This window comes from Mesorhizobium sp. WSM4846, from assembly GCF_055811415.1.
Genome location: NZ_JBVVPZ010000004.1, coordinates 72,813 through 99,017, shown reverse-complemented (window position 1 = coordinate 99,017; position 26,205 = coordinate 72,813). Strand labels below are relative to the sequence as shown.

Annotated in this window: 25 protein-coding genes; 10 read left to right on the top strand and 15 right to left on the bottom strand. The window is 62.4% G+C overall.

Annotation, left to right across the window (positions count from 1 at the left end; all coding sequences use genetic code 11):
- Nucleotides 1–50 precede the first annotated feature (50 nt).
- The gene (locus tag AC0L15_RS05785) at nucleotides 51–1,052 is read right to left on the bottom strand and encodes an NADP-dependent oxidoreductase (protein ID WP_287246140.1); all 1,002 of its coding nucleotides are present in this window, start codon (nucleotides 1,050–1,052) and stop codon (nucleotides 51–53) included.
- 124 nt (nucleotides 1,053–1,176) lie between these two features.
- On the opposite strand from AC0L15_RS05785, the gene AC0L15_RS05780 reads away from it, so the two are divergent.
- The gene (locus tag AC0L15_RS05780) at nucleotides 1,177–1,785 is read left to right on the top strand and encodes a TetR/AcrR family transcriptional regulator (protein WP_287246138.1); all 609 of its coding nucleotides are present in this window, start codon (nucleotides 1,177–1,179) and stop codon (nucleotides 1,783–1,785) included.
- Nucleotides 1,782–2,648 (top strand): alpha/beta fold hydrolase, encoded by an 867-nt coding sequence (locus AC0L15_RS05775; RefSeq protein ID WP_287246137.1) that lies wholly within the window; start codon nucleotides 1,782–1,784, stop codon nucleotides 2,646–2,648. Before AC0L15_RS05780 ends, AC0L15_RS05775 begins: the two co-directional genes overlap by 4 nt.
- A gap of 206 nt (nucleotides 2,649–2,854) precedes the next feature.
- On the opposite strand, the gene AC0L15_RS05770 is transcribed toward AC0L15_RS05775, so the two are convergent.
- The 3 genes from AC0L15_RS05770 to AC0L15_RS05760 all read right to left on the bottom strand — a co-directional run bounded on the left by AC0L15_RS05770 (nucleotide 2,855) and on the right by AC0L15_RS05760 (nucleotide 5,647).
- Nucleotides 2,855–4,276 carry a coiled-coil domain-containing protein gene (locus AC0L15_RS05770; protein WP_473495993.1) on the bottom strand — a complete coding sequence of 474 codons (1,422 nt, stop codon included), beginning with the start codon at nucleotides 4,274–4,276 and terminating at the stop codon, nucleotides 2,855–2,857.
- 258 nt (nucleotides 4,277–4,534) lie between these two features.
- On the bottom strand, nucleotides 4,535–5,128 hold the full coding sequence (locus tag AC0L15_RS05765) for a TauD/TfdA family dioxygenase (RefSeq protein WP_353813034.1): 594 nt from the start codon (nucleotides 5,126–5,128) through the stop codon (nucleotides 4,535–4,537).
- 126 nt (nucleotides 5,129–5,254) lie between these two features.
- The gene (locus AC0L15_RS05760; RefSeq protein ID WP_287246133.1) at nucleotides 5,255–5,647 is read right to left on the bottom strand and encodes a gamma-butyrobetaine hydroxylase-like domain-containing protein; all 393 of its coding nucleotides are present in this window, start codon (nucleotides 5,645–5,647) and stop codon (nucleotides 5,255–5,257) included.
- Nucleotides 5,648–6,331: 684 nt separating this feature from the next.
- Here AC0L15_RS05760 and AC0L15_RS05755 point away from each other — a divergent pair.
- The gene (locus AC0L15_RS05755) at nucleotides 6,332–6,616 is read left to right on the top strand and encodes an SCP2 sterol-binding domain-containing protein (RefSeq protein ID WP_023798033.1); all 285 of its coding nucleotides are present in this window, start codon (nucleotides 6,332–6,334) and stop codon (nucleotides 6,614–6,616) included.
- Nucleotides 6,617–6,678: 62 nt separating this feature from the next.
- Here the strand turns inward: AC0L15_RS05755 and AC0L15_RS05750 are convergent, their stop codons facing one another.
- Together AC0L15_RS05750 and odc2 are read right to left on the bottom strand one after the other, a co-directional pair.
- Nucleotides 6,679–7,242: a GNAT family N-acetyltransferase gene (locus tag AC0L15_RS05750; protein WP_287246593.1), complete on the bottom strand. Its 564-nt coding sequence runs from the start codon at nucleotides 7,240–7,242 to the stop codon at nucleotides 6,679–6,681.
- A 266-nt stretch (nucleotides 7,243–7,508) separates the two neighbouring features.
- The gene (gene odc2 / locus AC0L15_RS05745; protein ID WP_287246131.1) at nucleotides 7,509–8,642 is read right to left on the bottom strand and encodes an ornithine/lysine decarboxylase; all 1,134 of its coding nucleotides are present in this window, start codon (nucleotides 8,640–8,642) and stop codon (nucleotides 7,509–7,511) included.
- Between the two features lie 544 nt (nucleotides 8,643–9,186).
- Between odc2 and AC0L15_RS05740 the strand changes: the two genes are divergently transcribed.
- From AC0L15_RS05740 to AC0L15_RS05725, 4 genes are all read left to right on the top strand, one after another.
- Complete coding sequence (locus tag AC0L15_RS05740; RefSeq protein WP_287246130.1) at nucleotides 9,187–10,386, top strand: amidase; 1,200 nt, start codon at nucleotides 9,187–9,189, stop codon at nucleotides 10,384–10,386.
- Between the two features lies 1 nt (nucleotide 10,387).
- Nucleotides 10,388–11,287: a LysR family transcriptional regulator gene (locus tag AC0L15_RS05735; RefSeq protein WP_287246128.1), complete on the top strand. Its 900-nt coding sequence runs from the start codon at nucleotides 10,388–10,390 to the stop codon at nucleotides 11,285–11,287.
- An 84-nt stretch (nucleotides 11,288–11,371) separates the two neighbouring features.
- Complete coding sequence (locus AC0L15_RS05730; protein WP_287246127.1) at nucleotides 11,372–12,040, top strand: DUF1007 family protein; 669 nt, start codon at nucleotides 11,372–11,374, stop codon at nucleotides 12,038–12,040.
- Between the two features lie 4 nt (nucleotides 12,041–12,044).
- On the top strand, nucleotides 12,045–13,199 hold the full coding sequence (locus AC0L15_RS05725) for a nickel/cobalt transporter (protein WP_473495992.1): 1,155 nt from the start codon (nucleotides 12,045–12,047) through the stop codon (nucleotides 13,197–13,199).
- A 184-nt stretch (nucleotides 13,200–13,383) separates the two neighbouring features.
- Here the strand turns inward: AC0L15_RS05725 and denD are convergent, their stop codons facing one another.
- The 4 genes from denD to AC0L15_RS05705 form a co-directional block, all read right to left on the bottom strand.
- Nucleotides 13,384–14,361 (bottom strand): D-erythronate dehydrogenase, encoded by a 978-nt coding sequence (gene denD, locus AC0L15_RS05720; protein ID WP_473495991.1) that lies wholly within the window; start codon nucleotides 14,359–14,361, stop codon nucleotides 13,384–13,386.
- 1 nt (nucleotide 14,362) lies between these two features.
- Entirely contained in the window at nucleotides 14,363–14,569 is a 207-nt protein-coding gene (locus AC0L15_RS05715) for a hypothetical protein (RefSeq protein ID WP_027153224.1), read from the bottom strand.
- A 62-nt stretch (nucleotides 14,570–14,631) separates the two neighbouring features.
- Complete coding sequence (locus AC0L15_RS05710; RefSeq protein ID WP_287325147.1) at nucleotides 14,632–15,609, bottom strand: cation diffusion facilitator family transporter; 978 nt, start codon at nucleotides 15,607–15,609, stop codon at nucleotides 14,632–14,634.
- A 186-nt stretch (nucleotides 15,610–15,795) separates the two neighbouring features.
- Entirely contained in the window at nucleotides 15,796–16,479 is a 684-nt protein-coding gene (locus AC0L15_RS05705; RefSeq protein WP_473495990.1) for a GNAT family N-acetyltransferase, read from the bottom strand.
- Nucleotides 16,480–16,561: 82 nt separating this feature from the next.
- Here AC0L15_RS05705 and AC0L15_RS05700 point away from each other — a divergent pair, with 82 nt between their 5' ends.
- Together AC0L15_RS05700 and AC0L15_RS05695 are read left to right on the top strand one after the other, a co-directional pair.
- Nucleotides 16,562–17,746, top strand: a complete 1,185-nt coding sequence (locus AC0L15_RS05700; protein ID WP_287246118.1) for a pyridoxal phosphate-dependent aminotransferase — start codon at nucleotides 16,562–16,564, stop codon at nucleotides 17,744–17,746.
- Between the two features lie 34 nt (nucleotides 17,747–17,780).
- Nucleotides 17,781–18,161 (top strand): YciI family protein, encoded by a 381-nt coding sequence (locus tag AC0L15_RS05695; RefSeq protein WP_287246116.1) that lies wholly within the window; start codon nucleotides 17,781–17,783, stop codon nucleotides 18,159–18,161.
- Nucleotides 18,162–18,351: 190 nt separating this feature from the next.
- Here the strand turns inward: AC0L15_RS05695 and AC0L15_RS05690 are convergent, their stop codons facing one another.
- From AC0L15_RS05690 to trhO, 3 genes are all read right to left on the bottom strand, one after another.
- Nucleotides 18,352–19,107, bottom strand: a complete 756-nt coding sequence (locus AC0L15_RS05690) for an SDR family oxidoreductase (RefSeq protein WP_287246114.1) — start codon at nucleotides 19,105–19,107, stop codon at nucleotides 18,352–18,354.
- 278 nt (nucleotides 19,108–19,385) lie between these two features.
- On the bottom strand, nucleotides 19,386–20,138 hold the full coding sequence (locus AC0L15_RS05685; RefSeq protein ID WP_287246112.1) for a tellurite resistance TerB family protein: 753 nt from the start codon (nucleotides 20,136–20,138) through the stop codon (nucleotides 19,386–19,388).
- 245 nt (nucleotides 20,139–20,383) lie between these two features.
- Nucleotides 20,384–21,307 carry an oxygen-dependent tRNA uridine(34) hydroxylase TrhO gene (gene trhO, locus AC0L15_RS05680; protein WP_287246110.1) on the bottom strand — a complete coding sequence of 308 codons (924 nt, stop codon included), beginning with the start codon at nucleotides 21,305–21,307 and terminating at the stop codon, nucleotides 20,384–20,386.
- Nucleotides 21,308–21,498: 191 nt separating this feature from the next.
- Between trhO and AC0L15_RS05675 the strand changes: the two genes are divergently transcribed.
- Entirely contained in the window at nucleotides 21,499–22,137 is a 639-nt protein-coding gene (locus AC0L15_RS05675) for a 2-dehydro-3-deoxy-phosphogluconate aldolase (protein ID WP_287246109.1), read from the top strand.
- A gap of 151 nt (nucleotides 22,138–22,288) precedes the next feature.
- Here AC0L15_RS05675 and mepK read toward each other — a convergent pair whose 3' ends face one another.
- Entirely contained in the window at nucleotides 22,289–24,175 is a 1,887-nt protein-coding gene (gene mepK / locus AC0L15_RS05670) for a peptidoglycan L,D-endopeptidase MepK (protein WP_287246108.1), read from the bottom strand.
- 396 nt (nucleotides 24,176–24,571) lie between these two features.
- Entirely contained in the window at nucleotides 24,572–26,095 is a 1,524-nt protein-coding gene (locus tag AC0L15_RS05665; protein ID WP_287246106.1) for a sigma-54-dependent transcriptional regulator, read from the bottom strand.
- Between the last annotated feature and the right edge of the window lie 110 nt (nucleotides 26,096–26,205).

Sequence of the window (26,205 nt, the reverse complement as noted above, 5' to 3'; positions counted from 1 at the left end):
GGAGGAAGCACGCGCAAGCTCATTCGCTTGTGCCGCGTTGCGCCGAGAAGCTATTTGACCTTGATGATGACCTTGCCCTTGGCCCGGCCCTGTTCAATGTATGCCAATGCCTCGTTGGTCTGCTCAAGCGGAAAGATGCGATCTATAACCGGGCGGATGACGCCCGTTTCGATGAGCGACGTGATTTTTGTCAACTGCTCGCCATTGGCCGCCATGAACAGGAACGAATATCGGACATCTGCGCGTTTTGTCCGTCTCCTGATGCCTGCGCTCAGAACGCGCATGACCAGGTTCAGCACCCAGCTCAGCCCCTTCTCCCTGGCAAACCCAGGATCGGGCGGACCGGAGATCGAAACGGCTACGCCACCTGGCTTCAACACACGCAGAGACTTTTCGAGGGTCTTGTTGTCCTGGCTGTTCAGGACGACATCGTAGCCCGAAAGCACTTTCTCGAAGTCATCCTTCTTGTAGTCGACAATGACATCGGCGCCCAGCTTCCTTACCATATCCGTGTTCGATGCGCTTGTCGTCGTGGCGACCGTCGCGCCGAGGTGCTTTGCCAATTGGATGGCGAATGTCCCCACTCCGCCGGAGCCAGCCTGAATAAAGACCTTCTGTCCTTTCTTCAGCTTCGCTTTTTCAACCAGCGCCTGCCAGGCGGTCAGCCCCACCAGGGGAATGGACGCAGCCTCCTCCATGCTGAGGTTCTTTGGCTTCAGGGCCACGTCCGCATTATCAATGGCGATGTATTCGGCGAACGCTCCGATCCGACCGTCGCGCACTCGCGCATAGACCTCGTCGCCCGGTTTGAACTGTCGGACTTTCGAGCCGACGCGAATGACCGTTCCGGCCACGTCATGGCCTGCAACGAAGGGCCGGGGATAGGGCAGGATGAGCTTGAACTCTCCATCCCTGATCTTGGAGTCCAGCAGATTGACGCTGGCGGCATGGATCTGCACCAGCACGTCATTCTCCCCTACTTCCGGCTCTGGAATCTCTCCAAGCCGTAGGGGAGCTTTCTTTGCATATCGATCGACGATGAAGGCCTTCATTGCAGCTTTCCTAAATTGAGGAGACCTGGAGCCAGGTCGCCATCTCCGATGCGTTGCCCTATTGCATTATGGTCACTTAATGATAATATGAGCGTAATGCAATAGCTGATCGAAGGAGAAAGACATGCGCTACGAGAAAGGCCGGAGGGAAGCATCGCGGCAGCGGATCATGGATGTGGCGACCGAACGGTTTCGCTCCGACGGCATCGCTGCATCAGGTCTCGCCGGCATCATGGGTGAGGCGGGACTGACCAATGGAGCTTTCTATCCCCATTTTCCGTCCAAGGGGGCGCTTGTGCGTGAGAGTGTGGCAGCCGCGCTGGAGGCCCAGACGGCCCAGATACAGGAGCTATTGGCCGCTGGCGGCACGTCATTGGCCATCGATACGTATCTGTCGGCGGAACACCGAGACAATCCAGGCAAAGGTTGCGCTTCAGCCGCGCTGCTGCCCGAAATTGCGCGTGAGCCGATCGAGACGCGCCAAGTTTACGCCGAGCACCTGCTCAAGCTCGTACGCCAGGTGGCGGCCGAGCTGACGCCCGACGCCCGCGATCCCGAGGCTGTCGCGTTCGGCGTCTTCGCGACCCTGATCGGCACGCTTGAGCTGTCCCGCGCGGTGAACGGAACCGAACTGTCCGATCGCATTCTTGAGGCTGGCGCGGTGGCGGCGAAGGCGCTGCTCCAGCCCAGCGGCAGCGACAGCGACAAGCCAGAAGGAAGAAAACCATCATGAACGTGCATCATCTGTCGCGACCTGCCGCGATCGTCAAACACAGGGACGTGCCGACGAAAACGGTAGACGTCGGCGGTACGAAATTCGCCTACCGGGAGCTCGGGCCCACAACCGGGGTACCGGTGATCTTCCTTACTCATCTGAGTGCGGTTCTCGACAATTGGGATCCCCGGGTCGTCGATGGTATTGCCGCAAAACGGCGCGTTATCACCTTCGATAGCCGTGGTGTTGGTGCATCAGGCGGGTCCACTCCCAACACGGTGAAGGCGATGGCCCGCGACGCGATTGCCTTCATCCGCGCTCTCGGCTTCGAGCAGGTCGATCTGCTCGGCCTATCTCTTGGCGGCTTCATCGCCCAGGCGATTGTTCAGCTGGAGCCTAATCTGGTTCGCAAGATCATCCTCGCGGGAACCGGCCCAGCCGGGGGTACCGGCATCGACAGGGTGACGTTCGTCACCATCTTCGACATGATCCGCGCCGCGCTGACCATAAAGGATCCAAAGAACTACCTCTTCTTCACCCAAAGCCCCAACGGCAAGAAGGCGGCGCGCGAGTTTCTGCAGCGCTTGAAGGAACGGACCAATGACCGCGACACGCCCATTGCGCTCGGCGCTTTCAGCCAGCAACTCAAGGCAGTCCGGGCCTTTGGCCTTGAGCGCCCTGCCGACCTATCGCGTGTCCGGCACCCGGTCCTTGTGGTGAATGGCGATCACGACAGAATGGTGCCCACCAGCAATTCCGTCGACCTAGCACGGCGCTTACCCAATGCCGAACTGGTCCTGTACGAGGACGGCGGGCATACAGCCATTTTCCAGTATCACGGCGCCTTCGTGGAGAAGGCCCTGGACTTCCTCGAGGGCTAGTCAGGCGGTGCCGGTGTGTCGAGTTTGGTGAGAAATGACGCTTCGATCCATACGCTAACCTGACGGGCAACACCGTACACTAGGGCGGGGAAGCCCTGAGGAAGGAAGCGCACGCAAGCTAATTCGCCGAATCTGCGTTGCGTCGACAACCGACCTTCAGTCTGTTCCCGTAAAGCAAACAAGACTGCCAAGTGACAACCCGCGCGTCAGGATGCGGCGCGCAGGCTCGTACGGACGCGCCGCCTGCTTGTGGCGCGGGACTTCTCCGCCACGACACCGGTGATCTCGACCGCGCCGTTCTCATGCGGTTTGGCGTTTGTGACCTTGTGGAGACGCTCATAGGGCAACAGTTCCTTGACCCGGGCGTCGAGCACCGCGACTTCGGCTCGCAGATCCTCGCATTCCTGCCTCTGGACATCGAGCTGTATCTGTTCGGATGCCTGCTGCAGGGAAAGCTGCGAAAAATTCGCGCTCACGGTCGAAAGGTGCATCTTGTCGTTTTCGTTCTCCTTTCTGAGAACGGACAACCTTTCCTCCGCAATTTGCTTTTCGGCGACGGCGTCGCTCCATTGAGCCTTCAGATTGGCGATCTCGCTCGCGGCTTGATTGTTCTCGCTCGAGGCGACTTCCAATCGTGATTGGAGGTTGCGAATTTCAGAACGCAGGCCGCCGATCTCAGCGAAACTACGCGCACGTTCGGCTTCCCTGTCACCTTCCATGATACGGGCCGCTTCCGTCATTTCCGACAGCTTCGCTTGCGCGATATCGAGCGATTTCTGCAGCCGCATCTCCTCTTGTTCGCTCTTGTCGAGCGCAGACAGCAGTTCCGAAAGTCGCGCCGCGTCACTGGCATGAATCGTCGAGAGCTCGTCCAGCCGGTGCCGCGCCTCAGCTTCCCGCTTCAGCGCCTTGTCGAAGTCGATCGACAGGCTGACATGCTTTTCCCGCAATATCTCGTTCTCGCGCGCGCATCGGTTGGCCTCGGCCGTTCTGGCCGAAAGCGTTTTGACGAGGTCGCCGAACTCCGCTTCGCGTTCTGCGCTCGCATTGCCTGCCACGACGAGTTCCAGCTTTGCTGCAGCCAGCGCACTGCGAAGTGCCTCCTTATCCTCGGCCAGGCTTATCTCGCGCTGCTGCAGGGCCTCGACGGCGCTTTCACGCTCGCGCTGCTTTCTGGTCGCATCGTGGAACTGCTCCGATAGCACTCTTTGCTGCGTGGTCAGGCTGACATTTGCCAGTTCCAGTTCGTTGGCGCGAAGAATGTCCCCGTGAAGCAGCTTCAGGAATTCGCCTGTCAGATGATGCGAGGTCGCGATCTCCGACAGTTTCGTGTTGATCTCCTCCAGATACTCCCGCGCATCGTCAAACAGCCCCTCAACGGCATCGAGCGCAGCCAGGCGGGTTTGTGTGTGGGAGGTCAGCCGCCGTGCGATTTCGGGAGCGTCGGCATCGTCCTCGGGCTGAGAGTTGTCATTCCTTGCCGCGAGATTCTCATCTGGAACGTTGTCCAACGGCGATTGGTCGTCCAGGTTGAGACACTCATCGAACGCATCCGCCAAATCGGCTTCGAGTTCCTTGAATGCCCTGTCCACCGTCTCGGCACGCTTGATCAGACTTCTGATTTTCATGACTGAACATCCCCTACTGTAACGCCATCTGGGGTCTTGATCCTCGCCTCCCGGATACGGGTTCATCCCCTTCCCCTGATCGCGCGGTGGCGCATGAGGCGAGCCCACGCTAGGGACGGGCTTGGCCACTGTCCTCGTCTGTTTGAATGATGCAGACCTCGTAACTGCCCTGATTGTCGCCCGCTTTCGGGCAAACAGAGTTCCAGACTTGGACACCGACCGCCGCTGACCGCACATCCCGCGATGGTTGTCGTGCCGCTATCGGGAGAGGACGCGAATACGACTCTGAAACTCACCCCGATCGACATAGCAGCCCCGCAGGTGTCTCGGCCCTGTGTTTGGGTTGAACGATTGGCGGCCGTGAAGCACCCGGCGATTGTCGAAGACCGCCATTTCCCCCGCCTTAAGGCGGTAGGCTATTTGAAAACGCGAACTGCGGATCATCATCATCAGCTTGCGATAAGCCGCATAAAACGGCGCGCATATGTCGGAGGGAAGGTCGATGACATCGACGAGATGAGCGTTGAACCGCAACTCTGTCACTTCCCCATTGCGCCGAGTTACGATCACAGGAAACCGACCGCGCAGATCGTAGTTTTCGTCATGAAAACGATAGGGTATCTCGACCTCGCACAAGAGACGGTAGGCTTCCGGATCTTCCGCCTGTAATGCGGCCACGACCGCAAACCCGTCGGCAAAGACCGATCCACCGCCCTCAGCTTCATTCGCGATACAATGCAGGAATTGATAGCCGGGTGGCACCTCCTGGTTGGCGAGATCGGTGTGTAACGGCAGGGCGACCGGGGTGTAGGCCAAGTTGTTCGGGTTCGGCATCGAGACGACTTCGAATATGGTGCCGAAATTTGTCTAGCGCAGGAAACCTATCCGCTCGGCCGCACGTCGCCCGGCGTCGGGATCATTGCCAAGCCCATCGACGATGGAGAGCCGGTATGCAGCCGTCGCCTTCAGCCAGGCAACCTAATCGGCATCGCTTTGAAAGAGATCTCCGGCTGGGTAACGCGGTATGGTTCCAAGATCGATCGAGCCGTCCCAGAGTTTCGGAGCGATCTCGGCCGGATCGTGCCGCTTTCTGCCCAGACGGTAGGATTCAAAGAAATGGCCCGGGATTTCCTCCTCAGACTGGTCGTTCGGCCAGACAATGCTCACCGCGCCGCCTCTGTCCCTCACGCTGAGGGGCCTGAGTGAGGCGTCCACGCTGGTCAGGTCGAATATTCGCTCTTCGGTCTGTGCGTGAAACGCCGATGGTGCATTATCCTTTAGCCAAAGCCAGGGATAGCAGACGGTTTCGCCTGACGAGAAAGTCACGGCAAGCGCGGTCTCCCGGGCTTCCACGGAAAGCATGGTATTCATGACGGTGTCTCTCTGAACACGAAATTTAATTTTCAGTTTGGATCAGGCTCGCCTGCGATTAACCCAGCGGTGGCGGCCACCACAAACTCGGCTTCCCATAACGATGGGATCCGGGATTTCTGTTCGGTTCTTCGAGCACTCGATCTCCAGGTGAAACCTGATTCAAAGCGACATGGGGATGGTAGCGGTCATTTGCCGGCCGTGTCTAGCTGGAATGCAATGGGAATCTCCGTCGCCTGCCCAACGCGGCCCATCCATGACCGATCTATTCTTGCCGGGGTGTGGCGGCGTCGGCAGTCGGAGCCGGCCAGTCCGCCTGGCCTACCCTCGCCCGACTGATCTCGCCTCGACTTGTCGAGCGCCTCGGCATAGCGCCGCATCAGATGACCTTCGGTCAGCCGCCCGCGGAATGCCGCAAGCGTCGCAGAAGCGTCGATATGGCAAGCACGATGCCGGCCGCACCGGCAGTATGGACAGCGCATCTTCACTGCGGCGATAAAACCCATCGTCATATCGGGAACCGCGTTGACGTAAACGTCAACCCGAAGCTATATGCGCCAGCGACCGTAATCGCGAAATGCGCAAGACGGCGACTTCGGGCCGGATCAAAGTGCCCCAGACCGAAGTGCCCCAGACCGAAGTGCAATGGGGTGCGACAAACGCAACGAGACGAGGAGAACGGCCATGGGCGTTCAGGAAATTGCCGACAAGATCAGCGCGCGCGTGGCGAGTGCCGGGTTCGATCGTTCCGTCAAATTCGATACCGGAGGCGACGGCGTCATCGTCATCGACGGCGCTGCTGTATCGACCACCGACGCGCCGGCCGACTGCACGATAAAGCTTTCGCTCGACGATCTGGAATCGCTGATATCAGGCGATCTCAACCCGACGATGGCGTTCATGTCCGGCAAGATAAAGGTCGAAGGCGACATGAGCGTCGCCATGGCGCTGAGCCAGTTGATCGGCTGATCCACTCCAAACCTGGATGGAAACAAACCGCCGCCCGATGGCAGCGGCTTGTTTCCGATCCGTCAGGCTGCCAGCGGCAGCCGCTGTGCCTTCAGCTTGCGCCCCGCCGCCTTCAGCGTGCCCTGCGCGCCGGCGAGCACGCCATCCACCAGCTCCAGCGCCAGCAGGCGGTGCCGCTCATAAGGTCCCGGCATGGCCAGCGAGCCGGTTTTATCGGCCGAGAACCCGAAGCGCTCGTAATAGGGCGCATCGCCGACCAGCAGGATCGCCGCATGGCCGAGGCGCGCCGCTTCAGTGATTGCAAGGCGCATCAGCGCCGAGCCGATGCCGGCATTCTTGATTGTCGGATCGACGGCGAGCGGGCCAAGCAGAAGCGCTGACCTACCGCCCTCGCCCAACACGACATCCCACAGCCGCATGGTGCCAGTGACGGCGCCCGACGCGTCGCGTGCGACAAAGGCCAGGCCTTCCGAAGGCCGGCGGCCGCGCCGCAGCTTTTCCGATGATTTCTTCCGGCGCTTCGGCCCCATGGCGCGATCGAGCAAGGCCTCGCGCGCCGGGACGTCGGCAGCGGTTTCGGCGGTGATGACGAAAGCGCCAGCAATCTCCCCCCTCGAGTGGGAGATGTCGCCAAAGGCGACAGAGGGGGTCGCCGCGCGTGAAGCGCCAGCCCCACACAGTCCAAGAGAGGTCGCGACAGCTGAGCCGACCCCCTCTGGCCCGCCGGCGATCTCCCCCCTTAGAGGGGAGATCGGCCAATGCTCAGCGCCTCCAACAAAGAAATCCACAATTTCCATTTCCACGATCCTTCACGAGCGGATTGTTCCACAGGCGAGACCGGGCGGGCGACAGGCGCCCACCTAGGGATGATCTGACCGGCTCTTACGAGCCGTCAGATGACGTAGGATCGGAGAGGCTCGAAGCCGTTGAAGGCGACCGAGGCGTAGGTCGTCGTGTAGGCGCCGGTGCCCTCGATCAGCACTTCGTCGCCGATGGTCAGCGACAGGGGCAGCGGATATGGCGTCTTCTCGTACATCACGTCGGCCGAATCGCAGGTCGGGCCGGCGAGCACGCACGGCGCGGTCTCGGTGCCGTCATGCGCGGTGACGATCGGGTAGCGGATCGCCTCGTCCATCGTCTCGGCGAGCCCGCCGAACTTGCCGATGTCGAGGAAGACCCAACGCACGTTGTCGTTGTCGGCCTTCTTCGAGATCAGCACGACTTCCGACTTGATGACGCCGGCATTGCCGACCATGCCGCGGCCCGGTTCGATGATGGTCTCGGGAATCGCGTTGCCGAAATGCTTGCGCAGCGCCGAGAAGATCGCCTGGCCATAGGCCTGTGCCACCGGCACGTCCCTGAGGTAACGGGTCGGGAAACCGCCGCCCATATTGACCATCTTGAGCACAATGCCTTCGTCAGCGAGCGTAGCGAACACCTTTTTGGCGTCGCCGAGCGCGCGGTCCCAGGCGGTCAGGTCGGTCTGCTGCGAGCCGACATGGAACGACACGCCATAGGGGTCCAGCCCAAGCGCCCTCGCATGGCGCAGCACGTCGACCGCCATCGCCGGCACGCAGCCGAACTTGCGCGACAGCGGCCATTCGGCGCCTTCGCCGTCGGTCAGCACGCGGCAGAACACACGGGCGCCGGGTGCGACGCGGGCGATCTTCTCGACCTCCTCGACGCAATCCACCGCGAACAGCCGGATGCCGAGCTGATAGGCGCGCTGGATGTCGCGCTCCTTCTTGATGGTGTTGCCGAAGGAGATGCGGTCCGCCGGCGCGCCGGCGTCCATGGCCATCTCGACTTCGGCAACGGAAGCGGTGTCGAAGGACGAGCCCATCGCAGCAAGCAGGCGCAGGATTTCCGGCGCCGGATTTGCTTTCACCGCATAGTAGATTTTCGAATCGGGAAGCGCCTTCTCGAAGGCGCGGAAATTGTCGCGCACGACATCGAGATCGACGACGAGGCAAGGGCCGTTCGGACGTCGGGTGGCGAGGAAGTCAAGGATGCGCTGGGTAGCCATCGGGGTCTCTCCATAGCGCCTTTCGGCGCGCACAAAGGCTGCGGGACGCAAGTCATCGACCTCGCGAACACGCGGTGGACAAAGGCGGGACGTCAATCCATGGAACCAGCCGGTGGAGACCCCGGAACCATGAAGCGCCGTCTCGCGGCGGTGAACCTTGGCCTTGCCCGGCCTCGGTTCGCTTTGTCTGCCTTGGCTTGGATTGGGAGAACCCGTTCCGCACTGCCGGCAATGAAGGTGTGCCTCTTCAGTAACCCCGGTCTTTGGACGACCGGCAGAACACCAGAAAGGCCCGCACCGTCGTTGCTTCAAGGTGTCCTCGGTCTGGCGGTTGGCCGCTAAACCGACTGGAGGGGTTAGCTCCAGTTACCTTACCGATATCCCTCACCATTTTGAGGATCGGCGGACACCCACAGGCACGTGCGACTTTGGGCAAGCGCGATATAAGGTCGATGGATTTCACAATCAATAAAAATCGTACGCCAGGTTGTAAAATTCCTGGCGTCGAACAATGTTGCAACAACTGTATCCGGATATCGAACGCATGACAGGCACTCGCGGCCCTCTGAACGCTTTTCTCGACCTCGTCGGTATCCCTGAATCCAATGCGCAATCCGGTCCGCTTGCCGGCCTGCGGCTGGCCGTCAAGGATATTTACGACGTCGCCGGCTACCGCACCGGCTGCGGCAATCCGCGGAAATACCAGGAGGCTTCACCCGCCTCGGCGACGGCGCCGGCCGTCCAGGCGCTGCTTGATTCGGGCGCGCGCTTCGTCGGCAAGACGCAGACCGACGAACTGGCCTTCTCGCTGATGGGGCTGAACGCGCATTTCCCGTCGCCGGTCAATCCGGCAGCACCTGATCGCGTCACCGGCGGCTCGTCCTCCGGTTCCGCCGCCGCGGTCGCCGGCGGGCTGGCCGACATCGCCGCCGGATCCGATACCGGCGGCTCGATCCGCGCCCCGGCAAGCTTTTGTGGGCTGATCGGCCTGAGGACCACGCATGGCCGCATCTCGCTCGAAGGCGCCATGCCGCTGGCCCCTTCACTTGATACGTTCGGCTGGTTCGCCAGAGACATGGTCACCTACGACAAGGTCGGCGCGGTGCTGCTCGGCGACGATCTGCACAACCAAGAATTGCAGCGCCCCCTCGCGCTGGATGCGCTGGACGGGCTCGTGCTCGGCCCGCAGGAAGCCGACGAGTATCGCGCCATGGTCCGCGCTGTCTCATCGGTGCTGGGCGCACCGCGCACCGTTGCCCCGCTGTCGCATTCCACCGACGATCTCTATTGGTGCTTCCGCAAGCTGCAGGGTTACGAGGCGTGGCAAAATCATGGTGCCTGGATCGCCGGCAGCGAGCGGATGCTCGGCCCCGGCGTCAAGGAGCGCTTCGAGCATGGCGCAACCATCGACGCGGCAACCGCACAATTTGAAACGGAACGTCGCGTTTCGTTTCGTCGCGAACTTGCCGACCTGCTTGGTGAAGACAGTGTTCTTGTGCTGCCGACAGCTCCAGGTGCCGCCCCGCTCAAGGCCGCCTCATTCGACGATTTGCAGACTTATCGCGAACGCGCGCTGAGACTGTCGTGTCTTTCCGGCCTGTCCGGCTTTCCGCAGATCACCCTGCCGCTGGGCCTGGTTGACGGCGCCCCGTTCGGCCTCTCGCTGCTCGGACCGAAAAACAGCGACCGGCAGCTGATGGCGCTTGCCGCGCGCATCCTTTCAGCCCACCAGAGGAGCGCATGACATGGATACGCTGACCCGCATGCGCGCCTTCATCGACGTCGTCGAGGCCGAAGGATTTTCGGCAGCGGCGCGCAAGATCGGCCGCTCCAAGGCACTGCTGTCGAAATATGTGCGCGAGTTGGAGGACGAGCTCGGCGCGCTGCTGCTTAACCGCACCACCCGGCAGTTCTCGCTGACCGAGGCCGGCCACACCTACTACCGCCGCGCCTCGGAAATCGTCCGCGAGGTCGACAGCCTGGCCGATGCGGTGCGCGAATCCTCCGGCGACGTGCGCGGCAGGATCAAGCTGTCGGCGCCGCGCACCTTCGCCGATGCGCCGATCGGCCTATCGCTGATCGACTTCGCCAAGCAGCATCCCGACATCGTGCTCGACATTCATCTCGATGACCGCTTCGTCGATCTGGTCGAGGAAGGTTTCGATCTCGCCGTGCGCATTTCGCGGCTGGAAAGCTCCTCGCTGATTGCCAGGCGCCTGGCGCCGTTCTCGGTGCGGCTGTGCGCATCTCCCGAGCTGATCGCCAGGCACGGCATGCCGGCGCGGCCGCAGGACCTTGGCCGCATGCCCTGCATCATCGACACCAATGGCCGCTGGCTGACCAACTGGCCGTTCAAGGGCGACAGCGGCGACACGGTGACCGTTTCGGTCTCCGGTCCGATCGAGGTCAACAGTCCGATGGCGGCAAGAGCCGCCGCCGTGGCGGGATTGGGATTTTCCGTCCTGCCGGATTTCATCGCCGCGCCCGATATCGACAGTGGCCGGCTGGTGACCGTGCTGGATGACCGCATCCTGCCGGGTGGCGGCATTTTCGCCGTCTATCCGCACCGGCGCTATTTGCCTGCGAAAGTTCGCGTCTTTGTCGATTTCCTGGTGCAGTGGTTCAAGTCGATTGACAATGCATGAGCTTTTAGCCGCCCGGGGTCCCATTTTCGCCCGCTTTCTGGTAACTCTCGACAGTCACCGAAGTCGATGGAATCACCACCCAGAATGAACCTGAAGCGGCAAGCAATCATGATGGCTTCGGCCATGGCGGCGACATTTGCCACGGTCGGGCCAGCCGACGTGCATCCCCACGTCTTCGCCGAGGCTCGCCTCGAAGTGATCCTCAGCCCGGATCACCAAAGTGTGAAGGCCTTGCGCCATGTCTGGCGCTTCGACGATTTGTTTTCGAGCACGGTGATGATGGAGTTCGACAAGAATTCCGACCTGAAGCTCGACGACAAGGAGCTGAAGGAAGTCGCCGACACCGTCCATGCTTCGCTGGCGGAGTTCAATTACTTCCAGCTCGTCACCGTCGACGGCAAGGATGAGGCGATGAGCCCGCCGCCGCAGCTGATGGCGAATTTCGACAACGACCAGCTCATTATCCTATTCGAATCCGAACCCAAGGCGCCGACCAGGCTGGCCGGCAAGATCGATATCGGCGTCTATGACCCGACCTTCTACACGGCGATCGAATTCACCGAGGATGCCAATATGCAGGTCGCCGACTTGCCGTCGACATGCACGAGCAAGGTCGTTCGTCCGAACCCCGACGAGGCGATCGCCGCGAACCAGAAGAACCTGACGGATGCCTTCTTCAACGATCCGACAGGCACCGATATGAGCAAGATATTTGCGACCAAGCTTGAACTGAACTGTCAGCCAAAAGGATAATCCGGTGACGAAACCGTCCCTGCGTTTGGCTTTCGGGCTCTTGGCCGCCGCCCTTGTGATGGCGCACGTCCTCGGCTCCGCCCACGCCCAGAGCTCGCTCGGCATCGGCACCAATGACGGGATGGCTCCCACCACCGGCCCGTTCGCCCAGATCCTGATGTGGATCAATCTGCGTCAGCAGGAATTCTACCGCGCGCTTGCCGGTGCGATGAAGGCGATGCGTGAGGACGGCAGCAAGCTGTGGCTGCTTATCGGCCTGTCCTTCGCCTACGGCATTTTCCATGCCGCCGGCCCCGGTCACGGCAAGGCGGTGATCTCGTCCTACATGGTCGCGAACGAAGTCGCGCTCAGGCGCGGCATCATGCTGTCCTTCGTCTCGGCCCTGTTGCAGGCGCTGACGGCGATCCTTGTGATGATGCTCGCCTACTTCGTCCTGCGCGGCACCACCATATCGATGACTGACGCGGCATGGTTCCTCGAAGTCACGAGTTTTGTCTTTGTCACCCTGTTCGGCGCCTGGCTTTTGTGGCGCAAGGCCGGCCCTGCCATCCTTCGCCTGTTCGGCGCGAACCCTGCCTACAGCCTCTCGGCGGCCCATGCCGGCCATTCGCAAACAGGCCATCCTGTACATGCACATTCAGTGCATGCGCCTCACGCACATGGCCATGAGGGCCACGATAGCCATGATCATTGCGCACACGACCATGACCATGGCGGGCACCATCACCATGGCGGGCACCATCACCATGGCGGGCACCATCACCATGCGGCGGGCGAGGTCTGCGAGACGTGCGGACATTCACACGCGCCCGACCCGGCGCTGCTTTCCGGCGACCGCTTCGACTGGCGCACCGCCTGGTCGGCGGTGGCTGCGGTCGGTATCCGCCCCTGCTCGGGCGCGCTGATCGTGCTGAGCTTTGCCATGCTCAACGGGCTGTGGTTCGGCGGCATTCTGTCGGTGCTGGCGATGGCACTCGGCACCGCGATCACCGTCTCGATCCTGGCGACGCTGGCGGTGACGGCCAAGAACTGGGCGGTGTATTTCGCTGGCGACGGCCGCATGGGCAACCGCATCCACTCGATCGTTGAGATCGGCGGCGCAGCCTTCGTCTTTTTGTTTGGGTTGCTGTTGTTGTCGGCGAGCCTGACTGGCCGATGAAGCAGTCCCTTCACCCTACCGGGCGTCGGCGCTGCCCCTCACCCTTACTCTCTGGAGAGGGGGATCGCCAACGTTGCGGCCAGCCCCCTCGCCCCGTTTACGGGGAGAGGATGCCGGCAGGCAGGTGAGGAGCAGCGCCGAGGTCGACAATTTGTGTGTTGCCGCTGGCCCCGAATATCGACACCTAACCTGCGATCTTCCCGTCCAGCTCGTCCTCGATATGGGCGCGGATGATGTCGTCGAAGCTGGTTTCGGCGGCAAAGCCAAGCTCCCTCGACCGCCGCGCCTCAAACCGTGTCGGCCAGCCCTTGACGATCGCCCAGATCGTATCGTCGGGCTCCTCGCGGATCAGTTTCACCGCCTTGGCGCCGGCGATGCGTTCCAAGGCCTCGATCTGCTCACCGACCGTGACGGCGATACCGGGCATCGTCAGATTGCGGCGCGGCCCGACGGCGCTGCCGTCGATCCCTGCGGCGTGGATCAAAAAATTCACCGCCGAGCGCGGGCTGGCGTGGGTGTGCACGACGGAGCGCGGCACCGGCAATATTGCTTCCTGGCCGCTCAACGGCTCGCGGATGATGCCGGAGAAAAAGCCCGAAGCCGCCTTGTTGGGCTTGCCCGGCCTGACGCAGATGGTCGGCAGCCTGATGCCGATGCCATCGAAGAAGCCGCGCCGCGTATAATCGGCGAGCAATGCTTCGCCCATCAGCTTCTGCGTGCCGTAGGAGGTCAACGGCGTCGGGTGGAATTCGTCTGATATAATGTCCGGAAACGGTGCGCCGAACACGGCGATCGACGAGGTGAAGACGACGCGCGGCGCAAACCCCGCCAGTCTTATGGCATCGAACAGCGCCCTTGTGCCGTCGAGATTGACGCGATAGCCGAGATCGAAATTGGCCTCCGCCTCGCCCGACACGACGCCGGCGAGATGAAAGATCACGTCTGGGCGCGACGCGACCAGCCGTTCCATCGCGCTCGCCGCGGCAAGATCGCCTGTATGGATGGCGACGTCGACGCCATCCAGTGTCGGCGCCTGCGGCGGCACGATGTCATGAAGGTCGAGCGCGGCGACCTTCCGGCCGCTGAGCGTTCCATGCTTCGCCAGCCGGGCGATGAGCTTGCGGCCGACCATGCCTGCCGCGCCGGTAATCAAAACACGCATATCAATGATCCTTTTTGCGCTGGCTGCGGCCACGCAACCAAAACACGACGAAAATGGCCACCATGAAGACAGCGGCAATAATAGCGGCAAGAATGGTCGACACGCGGCCGACTGCCAGCATCACGGTTGGCAAATAGTAGGCGGCGATGCCGAACAGCAGCAGCACCCACAGTGCGCCGATCGCCGCATTGCGCGTGTCACGATCCATCACGCGGCCCTGACACGCCGGGGATTTGTCAACTTCGTTACCATGCCATGGAACTCCTGGGATCAGTGATAGTGGCGATGATGCGGAGCCGCATCATGCGCATGGTCGTGCTCGCCATCGTGCTTATCATCGGCGCAATGGCCGAATTCCGGTTCTACGGTGGCGTGGGCAATGCCATGCGCGGCAAGCCGCTTCTTGATGGCGCTGACCGCATTGTGGGCATCGACGCCATCGTTGAGGCAAGCATGCAAGGTCGCCATGTTGCTTGACCCGTCAAGCGACCAGACATGCATGTGATGCACCTCGCGCACGCCGTTCACCGCCCCTTCTATGTCCCTGGCGATCAGGTCGCGATCGAGGCTCGCCGGCACACCTTCGAGCAGGACGTGGGCTGCTTCGCGTATCAGCGACCAGGCGGTGGACAGGATCAGCAGCGAGACAAGGACGGACAGGATCGGATCGATAGGCGTCCAGCCTGTCGCCAGGATAATCAGCGCAGCGATGATCGCCGCCGCCGAGCCAAGCAGATCGCCGAGCACGTGCAGGATGGCACCGCGCATGTTGAGGCTGTCGCGGTCACCGCCATGCAGCACGAAGAAGCAGCCGATATTGACCAGCAGGCCGGCGATCGCAACGATCAGCATCGGCCCGCCGAGCACGGGCGCAGGTGTCAGCAGGCGTTCCCAGGCCTCATAGATGATCCACAGCGCAATGGCGAAGATGGCGATGCCGTTGGTATAGGCGACCAGCGTCTTGACCCGGCCGAAACCGTAGGTGAGGCGAACGGTGGCCGGCCGGCCGGCCAGATGAAAAGCATACCAGGCAAGGCCGAGCGCGATGCTGTCGGCGAGCATGTGGCCAGCATCCGCCAGCAGCGCCAGCGATCCCGTCAAGAGACCGCCAAGCGCTTCTACGATCATGAAGCCCGCGGTCAGGCAGGCGGCGATCAGCACGCGTTTCTTGTCGGTCGAGCCGTGCACATGACCGGCGCCGTGGCTGCGGTCATGCCCTTGCGAACCATGGTCGTGGGTATGCGCCACCTGCGAACTCCTGTCAGAACTGATCCATCCCGGCAGAATCCGGACGGAGGCTCTGTGTTCTTGTTTGACCATGATCTTTGCCCGAAAACCGGCTTCCACTTTTCGGGATCATGGTCCTTCTGGTTTGACCACGATCTTGCCCGAAAACTCGCCTTCACTTTTCGGGATCGTGGTCCTGGGTCATGGTCAGGCGCCGAACTCGGCGCGGAAATCCTCGAGCCGTCGCTTCTGCCGGCCGTCGCCGTCGAAATTGCCCGGATCGAGCCATGCCTCATAGGCTCTACGCAGTGCCGGCCACTCCTTGTCGATGATCGAGTACCACGCGGTATCGCGGTTTTCGCCCTTGACCACAAGATGCTGCCGGAAAACGCCCTCGAACTTGAAGCCGAAACGCTCCGCCGCGCGCTTCGACGGCTCGTTGCGGTTGTTGCATTTCCATTCGTAGCGGCGATAGCCAAGCTCGAAGAGGTATTTCATGAACAGGAATTGCGCTTCCGTCGCCGCCGGCTTGCGCGAGATCAGCGGACCCCAATAGATGTTGCCGATCTCGATCACGCCATAGGCAGGGTCGATGCGCATCAGCGTCTGTCGTCCGGCGACCTTGCCGCTGGCCTTGTCGATGACGGTGAAGAACAGCGGGTCCTCGCTGGCTTCGGCCTTGTCCAGCCACGGCTGCAAGGCGGCGCGGGTCTGCGGCGGATAATCGGGCAGCCAAGCGAAGCGGCCGTCGGCATCAGGCACCGACGACGCCTCGAACAGGCCGTCGCCATGCTTTTCGGAGGTCAGCGGCTCAAGCCTGACAGTGCGCCCTTCAAGCACCTTGCGTTCCGGCCGCGGGCGCGGTTGCCAATTCTTGAGATTTTCCGACACCCAAAGCTCCAATCCGTTTGACTTTGCGAAAGGACGCTCACAAAAACGCTCGCTCGGTGAAAGAACCACAGGGACGGGAAAAATGCTCCACACGATTTCGGCCTTCGATCGTCTCGGCGAGGAAAACGCCTTTGCGGTGCTGGCTCGTGCCACCGCGCTCGCCCATCAGGGCCGCGATATCGTCAATCTCGGCATCGGCCAGCCCGACTTCAAGACGCCGCAGCCCATCGTCGAAGCCGCAATCAAGGCGCTGCGTGACGGCCACCACGGCTATACGCCGGCCAACGGCCTGCTGGCGACACGCGAAGCGGTGGTGCGCCGCACGCTGACCACAACCGGTGTCGAGGTGTCGCCCGAGGCGGTGATGATCCTGCCCGGCGGCAAGCCGACCATGTTCGCCGCGATCCTGATGTTCGGCGAACCGGGCGCCGAGATCCTCTATCCCGATCCCGGCTTTCCCATCTATCGCTCGATGATCGAGTTCACCGGTGCTGCTCCGGTTCCGGTGCCGATACGCGAGGAGAACGGCTTTGCCTTCTCGGCGCAGGAGACGCTGGCGCTGATCACGCCGAAGACCAGGCTGCTCATCCTCAACTCGCCGGCCAACCCGACCGGCGGGGTCACCCCGCGCGCCGAGATCGAGAAGCTGGTCAAGGGGCTGGAAGCGCACCCGGACGTCGCCATCCTCTCCGACGAGATCTACGACGTGATGACCTATGACGGCGAGACGCACTTCTCGCTGCTCAATTTCCCCGAAATCCGCGACCGGTTGATCGTGCTCAACGGCTGGTCGAAGACCTGGGCGATGACCGGCTGGCGCATGGGCTGGTCGATCTGGCCGAACGGCGACAAGGGCGCCCACCTCTACGACAAGGTGCGCAAGCTGGCGGTCAATTGCTGGTCCTGTGTCAATGCGCCGAGCCAGTATGCCGGCATCGCGGCCATCGACGGTCCGCAGGACGACGTTGACAAGATGATGCGCGCCTTCGACCGCCGCAGGAACGTCGTGCTCGAAGGCTTGAACGCCTTACCAGGCGTTTCCTGCATCACGCCGAAAGGCGCTTTCTATGCCTTCCCTAATGTCTCAAAAACTGGTTGGAAGGCCAAGAAACTCGCCTCGGCTTTGCTTGAGGATGCCGGCGTGGCGCTGATCGGCGGACCTGATTTCGGCGTTCTCGGTGAAGGCTATATGAGGCTGTCCTACGCCAATTCCGAAGAGAACATCCTGCGCGCGCTGGAACGGATCAAGGCGTTTCTGGGCAAGTGAGGGCGGGTACGCGACCGACGAAAGGAGATGTCAGATGTTCTATGCCATCCTTGCCTATCACGTGGAAGAAGTGATCACGGCGCTGACGCCGGAGGAGGACGCGGCGCTGATGACCGACCTGCTCAATATCCACGAACGGCTTTACCGGGATGGCAGCCTCGGCCCGGCGGCGCGGCTCGGGGCGACCCAAGACGCCTGCACCTTGCGCGGGCCGGGCGCCGGAATGGTCATTGACGGACCCTTCGCCGAGACCAAGGAGCAATTGTTGGGACTATACGTCGTCGACTGCGCCACGCGCGACGCCGCGATCGCGATTGCGCGCGACTTTCGCCGTGTCAATCCGACCGCCGTCTACGAAATCCGCCCTATCTCGCTATATCTTCCGGGCGTGCCGCTTTCGGTGACGCAGTCCTAAAGCGCATCGCGTTTGAAGGATGCGACGCGCTTTAGTTCTTGTTTTATGCATGTCGTTCTCGCAAAACCGCTGCGCACTCTTGCGCGACATGCATTAGCCAAAATTGAACGTCGCCCGGCCGGGTCCCCCGGCGTCGCCGGCCTTTCATCGTGCCAGTGGCACGATGAATTCGCTTACGCGAACCGGCCGCTCACCCTCGCCCGACATACGGCATCTTCGTCGCCATCACGGTCATGAACAGCACATTGGCGTCGAGCGGCAGGCTGGCCATATGGACGACGGCATTGGCGACCTGCTGGACATCCATCACCGCTTCGGCGGCGATGGAGCCATTGGCTTGCGGTACTCCGACCGTCATCGCCTGCGCCATGTCGGTCAAGGCGTTGCCGATGTCGATCTGGCCGCAGGCGATGTCATAAGGCCGGCCGTCCAGCGCCAGCGTTTTGGTCAGCCCGGTAATGGCGTGCTTGGTCGCGGTATAGGGCACTGAGCCCGGACGCGGCGCGTAGGCAGACACCGAGCCGTTGTTGATGATGCGACCGCCCATCGGCTGCTGCCTGCGCATGGCGCCGAAGGCAGCGCGGGCGCACAGGAACGAGCCGGTGAGATTGACCCCGACAATTTCGTTCCACACCTCGACCGGGATCTCGTCGATCAATGTCGACTTGTAGCCCATGCCGGCATTGTTGAAGAGCAGGTCGACACGACCGAAAGCCGCCGCCACCGTCTCGAACAGATCGTCGACCTGGTCGGCCTTGCTGATGTCGCAGGCGACTGCCAGCGCCTTGGCTTGTGTCGATCCGGCATCAGCGATTGCCTTGTTCAGCACCGGCTCGCGGCGTCCGCAGAACACCGTATTCCAGCCGGCCCTGAGCAGCGCCGTGGCGACGGCTTTGCCGATGCCCGTGCCGGCGCCAGTGACGATGGCCGTTTTGTAGTCTGTCATAACTGTCCTCCTACAGCGCCGCATGCCCGCAAGAACGCGATAGCACCGTGATTTTGAGCAATTTTGAATTTGCGCATGATCGCCTGCAAAAATCGATTCCGATTTCGGCTCATGCGCTAACCGGCTCCGACAAAAAGGGCGGCCATTGGCGGCCGCCCTGATCTGAACCGGCTGGGAGGAGGAAAGCCGATCCGACTGCTTAAAATCATGCGCTTCCTGGGTAAACGAGACATTAACGCGAAAGCACGCCGGATTCCCGCTCTCCGCGGCCCTGAAGCCTACCAGCGCGAATTGGCGGTTGCCTTGCCCGATTCCGGCACCTCTGGCGCCGGCACTTTTGCCGCCGACACCGTCGCCTCGACATGGTCGAGCAGTGCATCGGGCAAGCTGAGGCGGCCGGCGAGCAGATCGAGATAGCCGCGTTCGGCACGTGTATTCGGATCGATGGCGAGGCGCGAGGCGGTGTAGAGCTCGAGCTTCTGGGCGTCGGTTTGGGCGCCGGCGACCAGCGTATCCAGGTCGAGCGGCCTTTCCAGTTCCGACAACAGGAATTTCTCCGCGTCGGAGTCGATGCCCGCGAGACTGAGCTTGCCGGCGATCTTTTGCCGTTCGTCGTCGTCGATATGGCCGTCGGCCTTCGCCGCCGAAATCATCGCGCGCACCAGCGTCAGCGTGAATTCGTCCTCGCCTTGCGGCGCCTGCGAGGGATGAAAGCTGGTGTCGGCGGGCGGCGGCAGCAATTCCGGTTCACCGGCAACTTGCGTTTCAGCCGGCGCCTTGCCGTTCTTGTAGTTCTGGTAGGCCTTGTAGGCGAGGCCGCCGACGACGGCCAGGCCGCCGAGCTTCACCGCCGTGCCGGCGACCTGACGGCCAGCGCCGGTTCCGAGCAGCACCGCGGCCAGCGCGCCAGCGGCCAGCGGATTGTCCTTGGCCATTTGCACCGCCTGGCCCCCTTTGTCGCGCACGGTCGATCCGGTTCCGGGAATTTGCGAGCCGAGCAGATCATTGAGGAGCTTCTTGGGATCGAACATCAGTGCCTCCAGAATTGGCCGGCCGAAAGCGCCGGGCAGGTTTTCGGACGTTGAACAGGTAGGCCCCGCATATGGACATTACAATGACGGATGGGCGCTTTGCCGGCGACGGCACAAACGAGATGATGTCAGGATCTGCCTTGTCCAATGCGTTGGCCGAAAATCGGAATCGATTTTCGGAAAGCACGATTATGGATTCAAAGTGTTAGAGCGCACTTTGTGCGTCCAAGCCGACGCACGTCGCTTTAACGTCCAATGTGCGGAGCCCTGCCTTGCGCTTGCGCCAGCTCGACTTGGCGTTGACGCTCGGCGTAGCGGGCGCGATCCTCGTCGGAACGGGCATCGTAGCAATGCGGGCATGAGATGCCGGCGGCGTATTTCGACGACAGCAGGTCCTGCCCGGTCAGCGGATGCCGGCAGGCGCGGCAAAGTTCGGCCTCACCCTCGACCAAGCCGTGCGACACCGAGACGCGTTCGTCGAAGACGAAGCACTCGCCCTGCCAGAGGCTTTGCTCGGCGGGCACCTCTTCGAGATATTTCAGGATACCGCCCTTGAGATGGAACACATCCTCGAAGCCGAGCGACTTCACATAGGCCGTTGCCTTCTCGCAGCGTATGCCGCCGGTGCAGAACATGGCCACCTTGCGGCCGACGAGTTCGGCCCGATGCTGCTCGACCCAGGTCGGGAATTCGCGAAAGCTCGTTGTCGCGGGGTCGACCGCTCCCTTGAACGTGCCGATCGATACCTCGTATGCGTTGCGCGTGTCGATGACGATCGTGTCCACATCCGATATCAGCGCGTTCCAGTCGGCCGGTGCGACGTAGGTGCCGGCGCTTGCGGCCGGATGGAGATCCCCAACACCCATGGTGACGATCTCGCGCTTCAGCCGCACCTTCATGCGGTGAAACGGCATCTGCGCGGCGCTGCTGTACTTGACCTCGAGACCGGCGAGACCTTCGATGGATTCGAGATGATCGATGAGCGCGGCAATGTCAGCTTCGCTGCCGGCGACCGTGCCGTTGATGCCCTCATGCGCCAGCAGCAGCGTGCCCTTGATACCGCGTCCGCAGCAAAAGGCGGCGAGCGGCGCGCGCAACGCCTCAAAGTCGTCGAGCCGGGCAAACCTGTAGAGCGCGGCAACGCGCAGGGGTTGATTGGGCAGTGTCATCGCCGAAGCCACTAAACGCTCATGAAAGCCGATTCAAGGCCGGCGCGCGGAGCAGCCTCTCCTTGGTGGCCTTGACGGCCGGTCTGACGGACTTGCCGGCAGCGCGGGACATCGCGACACGCTTCGCTTCGTGGACAGAAAACCGGCCTTCTGCTAACCGATTGTACGGATCAATACCGGAGAGACGACAAATGCCCAGCAAGACCGAAAAGCTCCTGTCGCTCCTCAACGGCCAACCGGTTATCCCGGTGCTGAAGATCGCCAATCTCGCCGATGCCGTGCCGCTGGCGCGCGCGCTGGCGCGCGGCGGCCTGCCGGCGATCGAGATCACGCTGCGGACCGCTGATGCGCTCAAGGCGATCCGGCTCGTGGCAAGCGAGGTCGAGGACGCCATCGTCGGCGCCGGCACCATTCTGGACGCCCGCCAGTTCGACGAGGCGGCGGCAGCCGGATCGAAGTTCATCGTCAGCCCCGGCATCACCCGCGAGCTTCTGGCGGCGGCGAAGGACAGCGACGTTCCGTTGCTGCCCGGCGCCATCACGCCCGGTGAGATCATGGCCGCCCGCGAGGCAGGCCTGCGCTTCCTGAAATTCTTCCCGGCAGAACAGTCGGGCGGCATCGCCTCGCTCAAGGCATTCGCCTCGCCGCTCGCCGATGTCCAATTCTGCCCGACCGGCGGCATCACCGACAAGAACGCCAGCGACTATCTGAGCCTGCCCAACGTCATCTGCGTCGGCGGCTCCTGGGTGGCGCCGGACGATTTGGTCAAGGCCGGCAAATGGGACGAAATCGAAGCCCTGGCGCGCGCCGCGAGCAAGCTCGGGCGATAGAGACACTCTCACCACAAGCGGACCGCTGCATGCCGCGCAAAAGCATGCCCTCGGGCCTGACCCGAGGGCATGCAGCGGTTTTGCGATAACGACATGCATAAAAAAGCCGCGCGGGTTACCGGCGCGGCTTTTTTATTGGTTGGTCGATCCGCTACTCGGTCCTGAAGCGGGCGACCGACAGGAACTTGACGGCATTGCCGGTGAACCGGTTGGCGTCGGCCAACTGATCGTCCGCCTGGAAGCCCACGGTATAGACTTCGGTTGGCGGCGTGTGCACGATATTGTAGGCGTAGCGCTGCGCCGTCGTCGCGCTGGAGACGGTGGCGACATTCTCGCCGCTGTTCAACGCCCAGCGCGCCGCCGTCGGCTCTGCGGCGACTACCACGGACTTGGGACCAGGCTTCAGGTCACGGGCGGTTGCCCTGGCTGCCTTGCGGGTGGTCTTCACACCCGTGCCGATCGCCGCGGCCGGATCGGAGCCAGCCGGGCGGGCAAAGACAGCCTCACGCGGCGATGCGGCATTGCCCTTCGCCAGCTCACCGAGGACCGCGCTTGGCTGGGAGAGCGAAGCGACCTGGTATTCGTCGGTTGCGCTGACCCGTTCGAGGACGGCTTTGACCGCGGCAGACTGGACTGCGGCAGACTGGACCTGGTCAGGCTGGGCCAATTCGGGCTGGGCCAGATCGGGCCGAGCCGACGGCAGCACCGAGAACACATCGGTAGCGGTCTTGCCGTGCCCGGCGGTATCCGCCAGCGCCAGAAGCACAGCCTTGTCCTGCGGCGCAAGGTCGGCCGCTGCAAGGTCGGCCGGCAACGAGTGATTGGGGCGCCAGCTCGGCAACGGAATGTTGTTGGCGGCAACCTGCGCCGCATCGGCGACAACGGACGGTTCGGCCATGCCGAAGGGAGCGTTCGCCGGCGCTTGCGCGGTCGTCACCGCCTGTTCGGTGGTGGCGGTGGCATCCGCCACGCCGAACGGAACGTTTTCGGGCGGCTGAGCGACATCGGCCTTCGGACGCGGGGCGAAATCGGGCAGCGGCACGCTGCGCGCCGGCAGCGCCGCGATGATCGTCTCCGGCGTGTCCTCCTCCGGTTCCGGAGCAGGCGCATCGGCGATTTGCGGAATCTCGGCGCGCTTCGCATCCTCAGGCGATACGATGGCAATGCCCGGAAGCTTGCTGTTCCTGGCGGCCGGCGCCGGCTTGGCGTTCGCCAGCTTCACGCTCGCCGGCTTCACATTTGTTGACTTCGGCGTTGGCGCGGCCACCACATCGGCGCTGTCATCGGCCTCGTCTTCACCGCCGCCGAAGAAAGCCGCCAGCAGACCGCCGGATCTTTTGGCACCTCCACCTGCGCTGGCCATTTCGATGGCGGGAGCGCCGGCGCCCTTGCGCGCCTTGTACGAGGCGAGCGCCTGTGAATAGCCGGGCAGCGGCTCGCCGTCGCTCGGCACATGCAGCGTCTTGCCGTTGGGGAACACGCGCGCCAGTTCCTGGCGGCTGATGCCAGGCCAGTGCCGCACATTGCCGACATCCATGTGGACAAAGGGCGAGCCGGACCTCGGATAATAACCGACGCCACCGCCCTGCATCCGCAGACCGATGTCGCGCAGTTTCTTCAGCGGCACGCCGGGGATGTAGAAGTCCATGGCCTTGCCGAGCGTATGCTGGCTTTTCTTGGCAACGCCCCTGCTGCGGCTGCGCAGCATCGAGTTCGTCGACGACGAGCGATAACCGCACACGACCTGGATATAGTCGCGGGCGCCGCTCTGCCGGTAAGCCTCCCAGACCAGGTCGAGCAGGCGCGGATCCATCTTGGTCGGCTCGTTGCGGCGCCAGTCGCGCAGGATGACGTTGATCTTTTTCAGACCCGCCTGATCGTAGCGGCCGCCGCGCTTGAAGACGATCTCCGCCTTCTCTTTGGTGTGCAGGTTGTAGAGTTTCAGCGAACGTGTCTGGGCGCTGGCGCCGGTCGCAGCCGCTGTAAGGAAGCCAAAGGCGAGAATCACCGCTGCCAGCCATCTCGGCCAGGCGCTCATGTGATAGTGCCGCCCGTTTGTGTGTCGTTCGACTTTGTTCAAATCAAAAGGCCTTGCAGGCTGCCGTTTGTCCCCGGATTTGACCAACGGATGCGGTGGTGTTCACATCCGAATATCGATCCTAATGGTTAATCATCGCTTATTGAAGCCGAAATGCGGTAACACCGTGGCGATATCCCGTCAAAAATATTGCACGGGGTTTCTTGGTAAACTGCTGGTTTAGATCATGTTTTGGGCTTTGCCTGAACACGATCTGTTACCAGACGCCTCAATGCGTGATCACTGCCGGCAAGCGCGTCGCCCGACCGCGTCACGCCCGATTCGACGACTGTCGATTGTCCTGATGCCGGGCTGGCAAGCTGGTCCGGGCTGCCTTTGTCAGCCAGACTTGCCTTGTCAAGAAGCAAGCCGGTCGATACGGCCCGTATTCTGATCGATGCCATATTCCTTGAGCTTCCTGTAGAGCGTCGAGCGGCCGATGCCGAGGCGGCGGGCAACTTCGCTCATCTGGCCGCTATAATGGTCGATGGCGAGCTTGATCATTTCGAGTTCGACTTCGGCCAGCGCCCGCACATTGCCGCGTTCGTCCAGCGCCCGCAGCGTGCCGAAGCGAGGCTGCGGCCTGGCTGGCGGATCGAGCTCGGCTACAGCGATGCCGTTATCCTCGCCAAGCGGCTCGGTGACCAAAGGCAACGCGGGCAACGCGCCATGCGCATCGAGGTTGACGGTGCCCTCGACCTGCGCCCGGATCTGCGGAAACTCCTCTTCCGTCAGCACATCGCCTTCGCAAAGCACCGAGGCCCGGAAGACGGCGTTTTCCAGCTGGCGGATGTTTCCCGGCCAGTCGTAGGCCTGCAGCATGGCGAGCGCCGCAGCCGAAATGCCGTGCAGGCGATGACGTGGACCGGTGGGCGCAACCTTGTCCAGAAAATGCTCAACCAAATACGGAATGTCGTCGCGACGGTCGCGCAGCGGCGGCACGAAGATCGGATAGACGTTCAGGCGGTAGAACAGATCCTCGCGGAACTTACCGTCCTTGACCTGCTGCAGAAGATTGCGGTGTGTCGCCGAGATCAGCCTGATGTCGACCCTGACGGTCGAACGCCCGCCGACCGGATCGACCTCACCGTCCTGCACGGCGCGCAGCAGCTTGACCTGCACGTCGAGCGGCAGGTCGCCGATCTCGTCGAGGAAGAGCGTGCCCGAATGCGCCTCGACGAACTTGCCGGTGTGTTTTTCGGTGGCGCCGGTGAACGAGCCCTTCTCGTGGCCGAACAGGATCGATTCGACCAGATTGTCGGGGATGGCGCCGCAATTGACGGTGACGAACGGTTTTGAGCGGCGATCGCCGCTGCCCTGGATGGCGCGCGCCACCAACTCCTTGCCGACACCGGATTCGCCCTCGATAAGGATCGGGATGTTGGACGCGGCCGCCTTCTGGCCGAGACGGATCACCCGGTCCATCGCCGGGCTGTGCGTGATCATGTCCTTGAAGGTTAGATGGCCGCCGCGCCGCCGCGACGTGCGCTTCACTTCCCCCTCGACCGCCTCGACTTTGAGCGCGTTACCGATCGATGCCTGCAGCCTGTCGGGAGATGCCGGCTTGACGACGAAATCGAAAGCACCGTGACGCATGGCCGAAACGACGGTCTCGATGCCACCCTGGGCGGTTTGCACGATGACCGGAACCTGGATGCCGCGCTCACGCATCGCCTTCAGCACGCCGATGCCGTCGAGGCCCGGCATGACGAGGTCGAGGATGACCACCGACACGTCGCGCGCCTTGGGCCCGTCGAGCGCGTCGAGACCGGCCTCGCCGCCATCCGTGATGATCGCGCTGTGGCCGAATTTCGTCACCGCCGCCTCGAGCAGCCTGCGCTGCACGGGATCGTCATCGACTATGAGTATGGAACCTGTCATGACTGGTTCAACGATGCTCGCCCAATATGCCCACCCCACTGTGCCCACCCAATGGGGAATCCAACCCTATGGATCATCCTGGCACAGGGTTCTAAATAAGATTTCAAAAA